The following is a 14882-nucleotide window of genomic DNA, read 5'->3' on the forward strand; positions in this document are numbered from 1 at the left end:
TCTGCCCCACCCCAAGATCCACAGACACGGCAGAACACAACCACAGCCACCGGCAGAACTCACAACTGCCCTACCAATAACTGTGATTGCAGTACTAGGGCGAGGGTCCGGGGGCAAACCGTCGTGATGTACGCAGCTCTCCCCCTATGCGCCTGGCAGGCGCCACCCGGTGACGGGTGTGGGGAGGTAAAGCGGGCTCCAATGCACGTGGCGGGATGAGAAGACCGCCCCCGAGACGACCGGGTGACGTCGTCGGCGGCACGCCAACCTGCACCGTTCGTTTCGTGCAAGCCGCCTGCTGGCGTCAGAGCAGTGACGATGACGCACCCGAATTCACCGGCTCGGGACCGGTCCTCCTCGCAAGGGCGCACCGGCGAAGCCGTTTCCCCTTCTCGCTGAGGGAGGTCGGTGTGAACCGACGACATCTCCAGGCGCCGCCGGACGACCGGCCGACGGTGCCCGCACACCACCCCAGTTCGCACGGGATCACCCGTCGACGAACGATCCGGTCGGCCTGTTCTTCCTGGCATCGCAGCGGATAGCGCTGCGGCCGGCTGCCTCTCTCACCCGTCCGGGCCCGCTTCAGTGCGGGGGTCGTACGGGTGAGAGCGCGGGGAGTCGGGGCCGGTACATCCGGCCTGGCCCACATCTCATGACCCGACGGGAGCCCACATTGTTCGGCAAGAAGTCTTCGCAGCCGTCCGACCTGACCAGCTCCGAGAGCGTCAAGAAGGGTCAGCAGGTCTACGACCGCATCGTGTCCGGCCAGTGCAAGGACGCGGTGGCGGAGCTGACCGCTGCCCACGGCCGCAAGTCCAAGCGCGGCTGACCCACACATCCACTTCACGAACGGCGCGCGGCGCCCGGGTTGCCCCCCGGGCGCCGCTGTTCGGGCCGTTCACCTGCTAGGGAGACCACGACCCATGAAGCACATCGTCACTGTTCAGGACGCCGTTACCGCGTTCGCCGAATGGATGGAGCCGACGGCCGCTGAGCTGGACGGCATCGAGCGCGAGATGCCACTGATCCTCGCGCAAGTCGACCTGTTGGACGCGCGGATCATCACGATGGACCGCACCCCGAGCGAGCTGGACGTGCGGCGTGTCCGCCGGGCCCGCCGCCGGGTGCTCGCCGCCGGCCGCGAGCTGGCGAACACGGCCGCGCCCCTGCCGGAGGTGGGCGCGTGAGGACCACCGACCAGAACCTGACGGCCGCGCACGCCGAGGTCAAAGCGGAGATCGCGCGGACCGACACCAAAACCGGTCTGCTGCTGGCGTTCGTCGGCGCGGTCCTGGCCGGCACCTGGACCGTCGCCCGCGACCTCCCCCTCAACACCGCCGCCCTCACCGTGGGCGGCACGGGCATGTTCCTGCTGATCGCGGCGGTGGGTCTGCTGCTGCGGTCGGTACGCCCCAATCTGAGCGGCGGGCGGGGCTTCCCCCTGTGGGCCACGCTCACCGCCGAGCAGATCACCGCCGCCCTGACCGAGGACATCGGCGCGGACATCGCGGGTCTGTCCCGGATCGCGGTCGTGAAGTTCACCGGCCTGCGCCGCGCGGTCGATCTGACCTGCGCCGGCGGGATGCTGCTCATCGTCGCCACTGTGATCGCGGTGGGGGGTGCGGCATGACCGCTCTCTCTTCCCCCCGGGGTCTGGCACTTGTGCTGGTCGTGCTCGGCATAGCCGCGATGTTCACCGGCTCGGTTCTGGTGTTCGCCACGCACGAGCCCGTCTGGCGCTTCCTGATCGCGGCCGGCGGGATCGTGCAGTTCACCGGCTGGCTGCGGCACGGCGCACCCCACAGGGGTGATTCGGCATGAGCGCCGTGATGACCGTGCTCGCCTCGGCGGGGCCGCTGGCCTCAGGCTGGGCTGTGCACGGGGTGGTGCTGCGGCGGCGGCTGACTGCTGCGCGCCGTGACCCGCTCTCCGCTCTGCCCACGCGGGCCGCGTTCGAGCAGCAGGCGGCCCGTGCCCTGGCCCGTCGCCCCCATGCCGTCCTCGTCCTGGACCTGGACGGTTTCAAGCAGCTCAACGACACGTTCGGACACGCGGCGGGGGATGCGGCGATCCGTGCCACCGGCGCGAGCCTGAGGGATGTCCTCAGCGTCGCGCCCGGCGGGATGGCCGCCCGGCTCGGTGGGGACGAGTTCGCCCTCGCCGTGCCGATGGCCGATCCGGCGGCCCTGCCGTGGCTGCTGCACGGTGTGCACCAGGCGGTGTGCGCCCCGTTCGCCCACGAGGGCCAGGCCTTGAGCGTGGGCGCGTCGATCGGCGGGAGCCTCACCGCCGAACTCGGCACCGTCGCACTGCCGTTGGCGCTGCGCCGGGCGGATGAGGCCATGTACGAGGCCAAGCGGGACGGGGGCGGATGGCGCATCGCGTTCGGTCCCGCACTCGCCCACACCACCACCGCCGGCCGTCGCACCGGCCGCACCGGCACCCACACCCCGCACCGTAAGGAGGCAGCGTGAAGGGCAAGACCGTTCTGCCCGCCGTCGCGATGACGGCGGTGTCCATGGTCCTCACCCTGGCCGTGGTCATCATGTGGCTCGGTACGGCAGTGCCGTTGCCGGTCGCGCTGGTCGTCGGTCTGGGGATCGACGGCGGCTGGCTGGCCACCCTCGCCTACGAACGCCGACTCGCCGCGCAGGGCGACCACAACCGCATCGTCACCGCAGTCGGCTGGTCGTTCGGCCTGATCGCGTCCGGTGTCCTTATCGCCCACGCGCTCACCGCCGAACAGGGCACCGGAGCGTGGCTGGCCGTGGCGTGGCTGCCGATCGCGGCGAAGGCACTGTGGCTCGTGCACGGACTGTGGGAGCGCACCGCCCTCACCCCCTCCGCCCTCGGAGCGATCAGGGGTATCCAGCAAGAGGCCCGGGACGAAGCGGCCGTGGCCCGCGCCCGACTACGGGCCGAAGCCAGCACAGAAGAGACCCGGCTGACGGCCGTGACGCAGGCCGGTGCCCGCGTCGCACGCGTCCAGGCCAGGACCGCCAAATCCCTTGCCGGAGCCTGGTCGACGCTGGAAGCAGCGCGCAACGGTGATGACACCGGCAGGGCGCTGACCAGCGTGACGAGCCGCGTCACACCCGACGTCACACCCCGCTGGGAACTCCCCGTATGGGGACCCACCCAGCCCATAGGAACCCGCTCGCTGGAAGCGGTACCCGCGCTCACCGACGACGAGCTTGACGCGCTCGTCGACGAGATCCGGCACAGCCAGACCCCCGCCCTGTCCTACCGCGAGATGGCCATCCGCTTCCGCGCGGCGGGCCACTCCGCATCCGAGGTCCGCCTTCGGGCCGCATGGAAGCGGGTTGCCTGATGTCCGCCGCCTACGGCAAGTGCTTCGACCCGACCGGGGCCCGCTACGGCGTCCCCACCTTCCCGTGGAAGTTCGCCCCGGACGATGAGCAGTTCGCCACCCGCCGGCAGTTACGGGCCAGGGGGCTGCGTCCGGGGGGTCAGCCGATCGCGGCGCAGGTCATGCGCGTCAACCGGCGGTCGGGCGGGGTGCGGGTCGCCTACCTCTACCGCCTCGACCTCGCCAAGCCCGTACGGCCGATGACCTCGCGGAAGTGGGGCGCGCTCGCGCTGGCGATGCTCGCCCGCCGCACCTGCCCCAAGTGCCAGGTCATCTACAGCTACTGCATGCCCCGCTCGCTCGGCATGTGCGTCCTGTGCGCCTTCCCCGAGCCGACCCCGAAGGAGGGCTGATCGTGTCCAAGTCCGAGATCCGCCGCATGGACCGCGAGATCCACAAGGCCACCGTCAAGCTCGCGGCGGTCAAGCGCGGTGAGTCGTGGCCGCTGAACGGTGCGGAGCGCCGGGCCATGGCCCGCGCCATCGCCGGCGGCTCCTACAAGGTCGTACGCGGCAAGAGCCCCGCCCGTGCCGAGAAGCAGATGGACACCACCGCGTCCAACGCGGAGATGCGGCTGACCGCTGAACTCACCGCCCTGCACGGCGAGAAGCAGCGACTGATCACCGAGGCCGCCCGCGAGAAGGCGGCGAAGAAGCGTTCCGGCTGGTTCTGACCAACCGGACCAGGCGTCGGGGTGCCCGCTCTTTCCACGGACCCGGCCACCCCGACGCCCTCTCTCCCACTCCCGCCCCCGAGGGGGCAGTCAGGAGCAGTACCAGCATGTCTGAGAACGTCGTCCGTCTCGTCAAAAACCCGCCGACCGGCTCTGAGCCGGAGGTGACCCCCACGGTGCTGACCGTGGTGCCCGACGCTCCGCTGGCGCCGCTGGTGCCGTTGTGGGTGCGCTCCGGGCGGGCCGTCAAGACCGTGGTCACCCACGAGAGCACCAAGAGCACCGCTCGTGCGGTGGCGCGGCACAGTCTCTACACGTTCAACGGGGGCCGGATCGTGGCCCGCCGCACCTGGGACGGCAAGACCGGCGCCCGCTACGAACGCATGATCCGCACGGCCGAAGCCGCGGGGAACCTGGAAGCCGCCGAGGAGTGGGAAGAGCGGCTCACGCGCTTCCGCCAGGCGCGCCACCACCGCCGCATGGACCTGCTGCACTCGCCCGTAGAGGCCGCCAAGGGCCTTGCGGTCGGTACCGGGGTGGGCATCGGGGTGCTGGTCGCCCTCGGGGTCGTGATGGCGATCAACAACCATGACATCGGGGACGTCATCACCCCGCTCAAGGCGACCATCGAGTTCATCGCCCTGCTGATCCGAATCGTCCAGGTCACATGGGGTACCGCTCTGATCGTCGGCCCGCTCCTCGCGCTGTTCGCGCTGTGGGCGGTCGGCAGCAAGCAGCAGGCCGCACCCGCGTGGGCGCTGCCCGCGAACGTCCGCAGTGGTGAGGGTGAGCCGGTCACTCCGTCCATCGTCGTCAAGGCCCTGCGCGACCTCGGAGTACCCGCCCTGCGCAACGCCATCAAGGACATGGGCGACGCCGGCGCCTCGATGCTGGGCCCCATCCGGATCGCCGGATGCGGCGTGGAAGTCGACGTCACGCTCCCCTCGGGGGTGTCGACGATCGAAGTGCAGAATCGGCGCCGCAAGCTTGCCGAGAACCTGACCCGGCACGAGCACGAAGTGTTCATCACCATCCCGCAAGCGGCCCGCACGGTCCGCCTGTGGGTGGCCGACTCCGGTGCGCTGGACGAGCCGATCGGCCCGTCTCCGCTGGTCACCGACGAGACGATGACCGCCGACTATGCCAAGGGACGCGCCCCGTGGGGTCAGGACCTGCGCGGCGACATGGCGGCACTGAGCCTGTATCAGCGCCACCTGCTGATCACCGGGTTGTCGAACCAGGGCAAGACCGTCGCCCTGCGCTCCCTCGCGCTGTGGCTGGCGTTGGACAAGTCGGTGCAGTTCTGGATCGGCGACCTCAAGGGCGTGGGCGACTGGGCCATGTTCGAAACCCTGGCCCCGGTCTTCATCCAGGGCCCCACCGATGACCACGTCATCCAGGTCACCGAGATGGTTGAGCGGGCGGTGGAGGAGATGAACCGCCGTATCCAGGCCCCGCCCGGAACGGTGTTCCCCGCGCTGATCGTGATCGTGGACGAGGCGCAGATGGCGTTCATGTGCCCGGTCAAGGACGAGGACGGGCGCCCCTACGGTGGGTCCAAGGCCACCTCCCGGTATTTCATGGCGGTCCGCAAGATTCACAACCAGGGCCGTGCCGTGAACGTCCTGATGTGGCAGGGGACGCAGGACCCCACCGACCAGAACCTTCCCAAGCTGGTCCGTGAGGGCGCCCACACCCGTGCCTCGCTCGCGCTGGGCACCGAGTCGCAGGCGCGGATGGCGCTGGGGGACAAGGCCGTTGACGGGGGCGCGGCCCCCAACCTGCTGCGTCCCGGCCTGGATCAGGGAACCCTGGTTCTCGCCTCGTCCGGCATCGACATTCCCGCCGGGCAGGCGTCCATCACGGTGCGCACGCACTACATCGACGACGACGCGGCCAAGGCCATCATCGAGCGGGCCAAGGCGATGCGCGACGGCGTCACCATGCTGCGCGTCGTCGACACCGGCGAGCAGCGAGACCCGCTCGCCGACATCGCCACCGTGCTGGGGGACAAGCCGCGCCTGTTCACGCAGGAAGTTCTCAAGCGGCTCGCGACGCTGGACGCGGACACCTACGGCGACTGGACGAACGGCGATCTGAAGCAGGCCCTGGAAGCCCACGGGGCCGAGCCGTACAAGTCGGACGGCCGCATGGTCGTCGGCGCCGAGCGCGTCGCCCGCGCCCTCACCAACCGCGACGACGAGGGTTCCGCTTCCGCCGCTGAATGACAGGGAGCCAACCCCCGGCGGGTCAGGGAGGCAGGGAGAACTCCCTAACCCCCTCCCTGACCCGCCTCCCTGCCCCTGACCTGCACGAATGATCGTCAGGGAGGCAGGGAGGCATCCCAGGTCAGACCCCTGAAACCCCCTCCACAGCCCACCCCCAAGGGGGTGTCCCTGCCTCCCTGGCCTACCGCCGGAAGGGATTCCGCATGTACCCCGACACCAGCCCCCAGCAGACCGCCACCGACACCGGCCTGAGTGACGCTCAGGCCGAAATCGAAGCCCGCCGGATCATCGCCGACGCTTACCGGCCCACCGCCTACCGCGACACCACGGCCGTACCCACCCACGGCGACACCCCGCCCGTCGCACAGCCCGGACGCCCTCCGATGAGTCAGGGCGCCACCGACGCGAGCGTCCTCATGCTCGCCGGTGCCACCGCCACCACCATGGTCGGCGCCACGGCCGGCGTGCTCATGTACCTGTCCCAGTTCGCCGACCCGATCGTGTGCGGCCTGGTGTTCGGCGCACCCACCGCCCTTGTGCTCGCCCTCGCCCGGCTCGCCCACCGCGCCAAGCCGGCCCCCGACGTCCACCACCACTACGAGGGACCCGTCTACCAGGACCGGCGCAGCGTCCACAGCCGCACCACCGGGGTGTGGGCCAAGACCACCAACGACCAGACCCAGAGGACGTCATGACCGAGACCGAGACCTTCGAGACCATCCGCTACACCGCCGACGTGGTGTGCATCCGAGACGGCGCCGTCCTGCTGATCGAGCGGGGATGGCCGCCCCACAAGGGACAGCTCGCCCTGCCGGGCGGACATGTCGACCCGGGCGAGACCTCACGCGCCGCCGCCGCGCGCGAGCTGCTGGAAGAGACCGGCGTCCACGTCGACCCCTGGGACCTGAACCTGATCGGCATCTACGACGCCCCCGGCCGCGACCCGCGCGGCCGGTACGTCACAGCCGCCTACCTGGTGACCGTCCCCGCCGACACCACCGCACAGGCCGGAGACGACGCCACCGCCGTGCGCTGGACGCCCCTCGACAGCGCCCGGGGCCTCGCCTTCGACCACACCGACATCGTCACCAACGCCCGGTACCGCCACAACGCCCCCTTCTAGCTACGCCAAGGGCGGCCCCCCATCTCGCCAAAGTCGCGGGGCCGCCCTTGTCCAGCCAGTCACCATCAAGGAACTGGAGACATCCAGCATGACCCAACCCACTGACATCCGGCGAGTGCGCGGCTACCGGCCGCGTCTGCTGGACGCGTTCTGCCGCCAAGGCGGCGCGGGCAAGGGCTACGCCGACGCCGGATTCGACGTGACCGGCATCGACATCGACCCGCAGCCCCTCTACCCCTACCCGTTCATCCAGGGCGACGCGGTCGCCTTCATCCGCGAGCACGGCAGTGAGTTCGACTTCATCCACACCTCACCCCCGTGCCAGCTGGACAGCGACTGCCAGCGGCTGCACGGCAACGTCCACCCCGACCTGATCGGCCCTACCCGCGCCGCCCTGGAAACCACCGGGCGCCCGTGGGTCATCGAGAACGTACGGGGAGCACTCCCCAAGCTCCGTACACCCGTGATGCTGTGCGGCGCCATGTTCAGGCTGGAGACCTACCGGCACCGGTACTTCGAGACCGGCGGCGGCTGCACCCTCGCGCAGCCCGGACACCTCGAACACACCGCCCCCAGGCCAAGATGGGCCGCCCCGTCCCGCCCGGCCACTACGGACAGTTCGTCGGCAACTTCTCCGGAGTCCCCCTCGCCCGCCGCGTGATGGACGTGCCCTGGATGACCCGCGAAGGCATCCGCGAGTGCATCCCGCCCGCTTACAGCGAGTTCATCGGCCGGGCCCTGCTCGCCACCGCAGCGCTGGGGGTGGCCGCGTGAACGAGCACCTGCGGACCGCCCTTGCCCTGGCGGCGGCCGGTGTGCCGCCGCTGCCGCTGCGGGCGGGGAAGGTGCCGTTCGGCAACTGCCGCACCTGCGCGAACAACGCGTGCGGCGGACGGCCGAACATGAAGACCCCCGGCCGCTGCACTTGCCCGGCACCCTGCCACGCGTGGGCCGCCGCCACCACCGACCCGAACATCCTCAACTCCCCCCAGTGGGAGGCGGCATGGCGGCAGGCGGCGGCGGTCGCCTACCACCCCGGCGGCGCCGGCCTCACCGTCGTCGACCTCGACAACCCGGCAGCCATCGCGTGGGCCCGCACGGCCCTGCCCGCGACCCGGACCGTGCCGACGACCCGGGGTGAGCACTGGATCTACCGGGGCATCATGCGGTCCGCCAACGCGGTCCGGCCCGGCGTCGACATCAAGTCCCTTATGGGATACGCCCGTTGGCTCGGATGGGGCAGCGGCGCCATGGCCGCTCTCCCGGACTCTGTGCGCTCCCTGGCACTAACGGACCCCCCTCCGGCCCGTAGGGCGCCGCAGAGCCTCTCAGCGCCCCTGGGAGGTCAAGGCGGGGTGTGCCGCCACCGCTCGCCCGTGTTCCTGGACCGTGGGATCGCCATGGCAGAGCAGAGCATCACCGGCGCCCGTGAGGCGGTGCACGCCACCGTCTACCGGACGTTCCTCGCCGTGCTGTCCACTCACGGGCGGTGCGGCTGCCTCACCCACACGCACGTCGCCCGGCTGTTCACCGCCGCGCAGGCCAAGGGCGAAACGCCCCGGCACTGCACGGACGCGTGGACCAACGCCCTCACCACGTTGGGACTGTGACCATGGCTGACGACGAGAAGAACCCCGCCCGCCAGATCATCACCGACTACGCGCAATCCCACTTCCGGTACTTCCGCACCCCGGACGGGACCGTGTACGCGCAGAAGAACGGCCAGCCCGTCGCCCGCCCCATCCGCTCCCAGGGCACCACCGGCAGCCACCGCCAGGAACTCATGGTCGGTCTCTACCGCGACGGACGCGGCGCGTTCAACGGCAGCGCACTGAAAGAGGCACTGGACCTGATCGAAGCGCTCGCACTGTCCGAGGACGTACAGCCCGTCCACATCCGCGTCGCCCCCGGATTCGACGGAGCAACCTGGCTCGACCTAGGACGCGACGACGGTCAGTCCGTGCGTATCCACCCCACCGGCTGGGACATCCTCACCCCCGACCCCCGCGAAGTGTGCTGGCGGCGCACCCAGCTCACCGGCGAACTCCCGCTGCCCGCCAAGGACACCAACGGCAAGGGCATCGATCTGCTGATGAGGCTGTGCAACTTCGCCGGCGCGGAGAACGAGTGCCTGGCCATCGCATGGCTGATCGGCTGCCTCGGTCCGTCCGTCCCGGTGCCCGCGCCGTTTCTCACCGGCCCGCAGGGCGCGGGCAAGTCGACCGGCGGGCGGATGCTGGTGCGGATCATCGAGGGCATGAGCGGGGACCTGCGCCGGGCCCCCAAGGACGAGGAGAACCTGATCGCGGCCGTCGCGGCGGGATGGGTCACCGCCCTCGACAACCTCTCCCACATGACCCCCGACCTGTCCGACGCGATGTGCTGCATCGTCACCGGAGCCGAGAGCGTCAAACGCGCCCTGTTCACCGACGGCGACGTCTTCCGACTCGGCTACCGCCGCCCCCTGCTCCTGACCGGCATCGACGTGGGCGTCATCCGCCCCGACCTCGCCGAACGCCTGCTCCCGCTCCGTTTGGAGCGGCCCGGTGTGCGGCGGACCGAAGCCGAACTGTGGGCGGAATACGAGGAAGTTTTGCCCGTCGTGCTCGGGTCCCTGCTCGACCTCACAGCCAGGGTGCGCGCGGCGCAGGCGGAGACCCCCACCGACCTGCGCATGGCCGACTTCGCCCACCTCTGCGCACAGCTTGACGCGGCAACCGGGCTCGGAGCGCTGGCCGCGTACCGGGCCCGGCTGGACGACCTGAACGACGACGTGATCGAGGGCGACCTGCTGGCACAGACCGTCCTGCGGCACGCCGACACCATCGAGCCCGGCGGTGAGCAGCGGATGACGTCCACGGAATGGCTGGCCTGCCTCAGCCGCCTCTACAGCGGCGACGACTGCCGTGCGCTGCCCAAAGGGTGGCCGACTACCGGCAAGGTGCTCTCCGACCGTCTCAAGCGCCTTCAGCCCACCCTCGCCGCGCGGGGTGTGCTCATCGACTCCGGCCGCACCAGCCAGGGCCGGTACCTCGAAATGACCCGCCCCACCCCGGCACCCCCATTCGACCAGCCCCGGATGCACTGACCACGCTCCCCACGCTCACGCGGACAAGCAAGAAGAGCACCGGCCCGCCCCGGTGATGCGTGCTCCTCTTGCTGTTCGGGGCGCAGCCCCGCCCCAAGGACGTGCCGCGCAGCGGCTCCTTCTTACCGGTCTGAGCAGCACCGCACTAGACCACAACACCCCCTCTATTTGTCCTAAGAGGGAAGACGCTGCGTCATCTGCGTCAGACGAGCCGGAAAACGGCACCTGACCTGCGAACACAGGCATGACGCAGACGGCCACGCCTGCGTCATCCTGCGTCATCCGCGTCATGGGCCACGTCACGGATGACGCTACCCATGTCGCATCCATGACGCAGGCCTCACCCCTAGCGTCACCTAAAACCGCAGGTCAGAAGCCTGAATGACGCTGACGACGCAATGACGCAGCAATCCACACCTCGGACAGGCGCGGGCAAGGTCCCCCGCGCAACTCCCTGAAGGCGAAGACGAATTGCCCAGGAGGCACCCGGATGAGCACCGCGCTCCCGCCCGCCGAGCAACTGCTCTACACCCCCGAAGCCGCCGCCAAGGTGCTCTCGTACGGCCGCTCCACGATCTACGAGCTGATGGCCGAGAGACTCCTGAAGTACGTCAAGCGTGGCCGCTCCCGCCGCATCCGCCGGAGCGACCTCGAGGCCTACGTAAACGGCCTCGAACCGACAACCCACTGACCCAACCGACCCACGCTCGAACGAGGCGGCCCCGGACCACGATCCGGGGCCGCCTCTCGTATGGAGGAACATGAGCCCCCGCAATCCGAACATGGAATCGTCCGTCTACGAGGGCAATGACGGTTGGTGGCACGGCCGCGTCACGATGGGCGTCAAGGACGACGGCAGCCCCGACCGCCGCCACCGCAGGGCCCGCACCGAGCCCGAAGTACGCCGCAAGGTGCGCGAGTTGGAGAACCTCCGGGACAAGGGGCGCGCCCCCAAGGCTGGCCGCAAGCCGACCGTGGAGCAGTGGATGTCCACGTACCTCACGGACATCGCGAGCCTGAAGCTCAAGCCCCGTTCCCTGGACGACTACTGGTCGAAGACCCGCAACGACATCGTCCCCGGCGTCGGCAAGCACCGCCTGGACAAGCTCGCCCCGGAGCACCTGGAACGCATGTACCGCGCCATGCTGGACGAAGGCCACGCGCCCTCCCACGTGGTCAAGGTCCACCGCATCCTCTCCCGCGCCCTGAAAATCGCGCACCGCCGCCGGATCATCGGCGAGAACGTGGCCACCCTCGTTGACCCGCCCACGGTCGACGAGACCGAGGCGAACCCGTTCACGACCGAGCAGGCCAAGGCGTTCCTGCAAGCCGCCGCGAAGCGCCCCACCTTCATGCGGTGGTGCGTGGGCGTCGGGATGGGTTTCCGGCAAGGAGAAACCCTGGGTCTCCGGTGGGCCTACGTCGACTTCGACGCCGAGCTGTTCCACCCCAAGTGGCAGCTTCAACGCCTCACATGGCGCCACGGATGCGCGGAGGCCCATGCCTGCGGCGAACGCCTTCACCGGTTCGAGCCGTGTCCGCCGGGCTGCCGGACGCACAGGAACTACAAGCGCGGTTGCCCCAAGCCGTGCCCGAAGGACTGCCGGCGGCACGCCAGTGTGTGTCCCGAGCGAAAGGGGGGTGGTCTGGTCTTCACCCGGCCGAAGACGAAGAAGAGCACGAACCCCGTACCGATCCCGCCGCCGTTCGTCCCCTACCTGCACGCGCACAAGAAGCAGCAAGAGGAGATGCGCGCCGCCGCCGCAGACGAGTGGCAGGAGTTCGATGCCCTCTTCACCCGGCCGGACGGCCGCCCCCTCGACCCGCGCGAGGACTGGGAGGAGTTCAAGGAACTGCTCGAAGAGGCGGGCATCACAGACCGCCGCCTCTACGACGGAAGCCGCCACACCGCCGGCACGATCCTGAACGAACTCGGGGTCGACATGCCCACGATCATGGAGATCCTGCGGCACACCCAGATCAGCCAGACCCGGAGGTACGTCAAGGGCCGATCCCACCTCTCCAAGGACGCCATGCGCCGCATGGGCGACCACTTCATGCCTGCGGCCGAACCCGAGCCGGAACCTGCCACTGAGACCACAACTGAGACCAGGGACCGCAGGGCAGCCCGCACGCAGCGCCGCCGACGCATCCGCTGAACGAAAAAGCCCAGCTCAGACAGGGTCTGAGCTGGGCTTAGGCTGAGCCCCCTATCGGATTCGAACCGATGACCTACGCATTACAAGTGCGTTGCTCTGGCCAGCTGAGCTAAGGAGGCGTCACGCGCGCGTGCCGAGGACCGCGCGGGCATGCGTGCCAGTGCAGTGTACCCAGCCCCCGGGCCGCCCTCGCTCGAAAATTTCCGCGAAGCTCACAGCCCCCCACCTACTGACAGACGCCGAATCGCCGGGTACCGTCCAGATTCAGTCCACGTCTGTGGACTACACCACCTTCCACTACGGATCGTCCGGCACGTTCCTGCCGGTGAAGGGGGCCTAGTACTCATGGCCACTGTTTCGTTCGACAAGGCGACCCGCATCTACCCGGGCACCGAGAAGCCCGCCGTCGATGGTCTGGAGATCGAGGTCGGGGACGGCGAGTTCCTCGTGCTCGTCGGTCCGTCCGGTTGCGGCAAGTCCACCTCGCTCCGCATGCTCGCGGGGCTCGAGGACGTGAACGCCGGCGCCATCCGCATCGGTGACCGCGACGTCACGCACCTGCCGCCCAAGGACCGGGACATCGCCATGGTGTTCCAGAACTACGCGCTGTACCCGCACATGACGGTCGCCGACAACATGGGCTTCGCGCTCAAGATCGCCGGCGTCAACAAGGCCGAGATCCGCCAGAAGGTCGAGGACGCGGCGAAGATCCTCGACCTCACGGACTACCTGAGCCGCAAGCCGAAGGCGCTCTCCGGTGGTCAGCGTCAGCGTGTCGCCATGGGTCGTGCCATCGTGCGTGAGCCCCAGGTGTTCCTCATGGACGAGCCGCTGTCGAACCTCGACGCCAAGCTCCGCGTGTCGACGCGTACGCAGATCGCGTCGCTGCAGCGCCGTCTCGGCATCACCACGGTGTACGTCACCCACGACCAGGTCGAGGCCATGACCATGGGCGACCGGGTGGCCGTACTGAAGGACGGTCTGCTCCAGCAGGTCGACTCCCCGCGCAACATGTACGACCGCCCGAAGAACCTCTTCGTGGCCGGCTTCATCGGCTCCCCGGCGATGAACCTGATCGAGGTTCCGATCACCGACGGTGGCGTGAAGTTCGGCAACTCGGTCGTCCCGGTCAACCGCGAGGCCCTCACGGCCGCGGCGGACAAGGGCGACACCACCGTCACGGTCGGCGTCCGTCCGGAGCACTTCGACGTCGTCGAGCACAACGGTGCCGCCGCCAGCGCGCTGTCCAAGGACTCCGCGGACGCCCCGGCCGGCCTCGCCGTCACGGTGAACGTCGTCGAGGAACTCGGCGCCGACGGCTACGTCTACGGCAGCGCCAAGGTCGGCGACGACATCAAGGACCTGGTCGTCCGCGTCAGCGGCCGTGCCGTGCCGGACAAGGGCGCCACGCTGCACGTCGTGCCGCGTCCGGGTGAGATCCACGTGTTCTCGACCTCCACGGGCGAGCGCCTCGCCGACTGAGACGCGACCTGAACACCGAGGGGCCCCGCGGCTTGCCGCGGGGCCCCTCGCGTGTGCGCGTACCGGAGGCCCGATATCCCGGCGGAAGGGTCGTTTCGAATCGTGTGCGTCAAGGCCCTACCCAGAAATCCGCACCAATCCATCCCCCGTTAGGGTGACTGAATGTCGCCAAATCAGCACCGAGCGCTACCCTCACTCGCGTGAAGCACTCCACTAACCAACTGACGCGAAGTGGCCGTGGCCCCGCCCGCCGGATCGGCCGTAGCCTCGCCCTTGTCCTGCCCGTCGTCCTGGTGCTGTCCGGGACCCTCGCGGTCACCCGAGTCAACTGGTCGGGGAACCCCGGGGACTCGGTGCTCACGGCATCCTCCGAGGACTTGGCCGCCCGAGCCGCCGCCGCCCCCGAACCGCAGGACGTCCTGCGCGACCAGCTCCTGCAGGAGCTCCAGGAGAAGGACCCCGGCACCGCCCTCACCCACCTCCAGCAGGCGGTGAACGGCCACCCGTCGCTGGCGAGGCACTGCACGTCGATCGCCCGCGCCCTGGGCCGCGCCGCAGTCCGCATGTACGGCCCGTACCGCGCCCAGTCCTACTCCCGCCCGGTCTGCGACACATCCTTCGCCACAGGAGTAGCGGCGGCCCTCAGCTAAGCGCCAAACGCCCCTGGAGGAGCTCCTGGAGGCGCCCCGCAGGGGCAGCCTCCAGGAGCTCCTCCAGGGGCGCGGGCAACTGCGCGACCAGCCCCCACCGTCCCGCAGC

At 69.7% G+C, this 14882-nt stretch carries 17 protein-coding genes, 1 tRNA gene and 1 pseudogene; 18 read left to right on the forward strand and 1 reads right to left on the reverse strand.

The window, feature by feature from the left end; genetic code table 11:
* The first annotated feature begins 652 nt into the window (after positions 1 to 652).
* The 16 genes and pseudogenes from ADL01_RS44625 (at position 653) to ADL01_RS10885 (ending at position 12641) form a co-directional block, all read left to right on the forward strand.
* Positions 653 to 829, forward strand: a complete 177-nt coding sequence (locus tag ADL01_RS44625; RefSeq protein ID WP_159049495.1) for a hypothetical protein — start codon at positions 653 to 655, stop codon at positions 827 to 829.
* A gap of 94 nt (positions 830 to 923) precedes the next feature.
* A complete protein-coding gene (locus ADL01_RS10820) occupies positions 924 to 1187 on the forward strand; it encodes a DUF6284 family protein (RefSeq protein ID WP_053741721.1) in 264 nt (87 codons plus the stop codon).
* A complete protein-coding gene (locus ADL01_RS10825; RefSeq protein WP_053741722.1) occupies positions 1184 to 1630 on the forward strand; it encodes a Pycsar system effector family protein in 447 nt (148 codons plus the stop codon). Before ADL01_RS10820 ends, ADL01_RS10825 begins: the two co-directional genes overlap by 4 nt.
* Complete coding sequence (locus ADL01_RS44630; RefSeq protein WP_159049496.1) at positions 1627 to 1821, forward strand: hypothetical protein; 195 nt, start codon at positions 1627 to 1629, stop codon at positions 1819 to 1821. The genes ADL01_RS10825 and ADL01_RS44630 overlap by 4 nt, the downstream gene beginning before the upstream one ends.
* On the forward strand, positions 1818 to 2474 hold the full coding sequence (locus ADL01_RS10830; RefSeq protein WP_107090859.1) for a GGDEF domain-containing protein: 657 nt from the start codon (positions 1818 to 1820) through the stop codon (positions 2472 to 2474). Before ADL01_RS44630 ends, ADL01_RS10830 begins: the two co-directional genes overlap by 4 nt.
* The gene (locus tag ADL01_RS10835) at positions 2471 to 3331 is read left to right on the forward strand and encodes a hypothetical protein (protein ID WP_053741724.1); all 861 of its coding nucleotides are present in this window, start codon (positions 2471 to 2473) and stop codon (positions 3329 to 3331) included. Before ADL01_RS10830 ends, ADL01_RS10835 begins: the two co-directional genes overlap by 4 nt.
* Positions 3331 to 3723 carry an RRQRL motif-containing zinc-binding protein gene (locus ADL01_RS10840; RefSeq protein ID WP_053741725.1) on the forward strand — a complete coding sequence of 131 codons (393 nt, stop codon included), beginning with the start codon at positions 3331 to 3333 and terminating at the stop codon, positions 3721 to 3723. The genes ADL01_RS10835 and ADL01_RS10840 overlap by 1 nt, the downstream gene beginning before the upstream one ends.
* Positions 3724 to 3725: 2 nt before the next feature.
* Entirely contained in the window at positions 3726 to 4043 is a 318-nt protein-coding gene (locus ADL01_RS10845; RefSeq protein ID WP_107090860.1) for a hypothetical protein, read from the forward strand.
* Between the two features lie 107 nt (positions 4044 to 4150).
* Positions 4151 to 6271 (forward strand): FtsK/SpoIIIE domain-containing protein, encoded by a 2121-nt coding sequence (locus ADL01_RS10850; protein WP_053741726.1) that lies wholly within the window; start codon positions 4151 to 4153, stop codon positions 6269 to 6271.
* Between the two features lie 203 nt (positions 6272 to 6474).
* A complete protein-coding gene (locus tag ADL01_RS10855; RefSeq protein WP_053741727.1) occupies positions 6475 to 6966 on the forward strand; it encodes a hypothetical protein in 492 nt (163 codons plus the stop codon).
* A complete protein-coding gene (locus ADL01_RS10860; protein ID WP_053741728.1) occupies positions 6963 to 7394 on the forward strand; it encodes an NUDIX domain-containing protein in 432 nt (143 codons plus the stop codon). The genes ADL01_RS10855 and ADL01_RS10860 overlap by 4 nt, the downstream gene beginning before the upstream one ends.
* An 88-nt stretch (positions 7395 to 7482) precedes the next feature.
* Positions 7483 to 8168 (forward strand): annotated as a pseudogene (locus ADL01_RS10865) (SAM-dependent methyltransferase).
* Positions 8165 to 9004, forward strand: a complete 840-nt coding sequence (locus ADL01_RS10870) for a bifunctional DNA primase/polymerase (protein ID WP_053741729.1) — start codon at positions 8165 to 8167, stop codon at positions 9002 to 9004. Before ADL01_RS10865 ends, ADL01_RS10870 begins: the two are co-directional and overlap by 4 nt.
* Positions 9005 to 9006: 2 nt before the next feature.
* A complete protein-coding gene (locus tag ADL01_RS10875; RefSeq protein WP_053741730.1) occupies positions 9007 to 10482 on the forward strand; it encodes a hypothetical protein in 1476 nt (491 codons plus the stop codon).
* 490 nt (positions 10483 to 10972) lie between these two features.
* Positions 10973 to 11173, forward strand: coding sequence for a helix-turn-helix domain-containing protein (locus tag ADL01_RS10880; protein WP_053741731.1), 201 nt, complete (start codon positions 10973 to 10975; stop codon positions 11171 to 11173).
* Positions 11174 to 11243: 70 nt separating this feature from the next.
* Positions 11244 to 12641 (forward strand): tyrosine-type recombinase/integrase, encoded by a 1398-nt coding sequence (locus tag ADL01_RS10885; RefSeq protein WP_053741732.1) that lies wholly within the window; start codon positions 11244 to 11246, stop codon positions 12639 to 12641.
* Between the two features lie 45 nt (positions 12642 to 12686).
* On the opposite strand, the gene ADL01_RS10890 is transcribed toward ADL01_RS10885, so the two are convergent.
* A tRNA-Thr gene (locus tag ADL01_RS10890) sits at positions 12687 to 12760 on the reverse strand.
* Between the two features lie 226 nt (positions 12761 to 12986).
* Here ADL01_RS10890 and ADL01_RS10895 point away from each other — a divergent pair.
* Both ADL01_RS10895 and ADL01_RS10900 read left to right on the forward strand, forming a co-directional pair.
* On the forward strand, positions 12987 to 14123 hold the full coding sequence (locus tag ADL01_RS10895; protein WP_053741733.1) for an ABC transporter ATP-binding protein: 1137 nt from the start codon (positions 12987 to 12989) through the stop codon (positions 14121 to 14123).
* A 200-nt stretch (positions 14124 to 14323) separates the two neighbouring features.
* Entirely contained in the window at positions 14324 to 14773 is a 450-nt protein-coding gene (locus ADL01_RS10900) for a hypothetical protein (RefSeq protein ID WP_053741734.1), read from the forward strand.
* Positions 14774 to 14882 lie beyond the last annotated feature (109 nt).

The organism is Streptomyces sp. NRRL WC-3618, assembly GCF_001280005.1.
GTDB lineage: Bacteria > Actinomycetota > Actinomycetes > Streptomycetales > Streptomycetaceae > Streptomyces.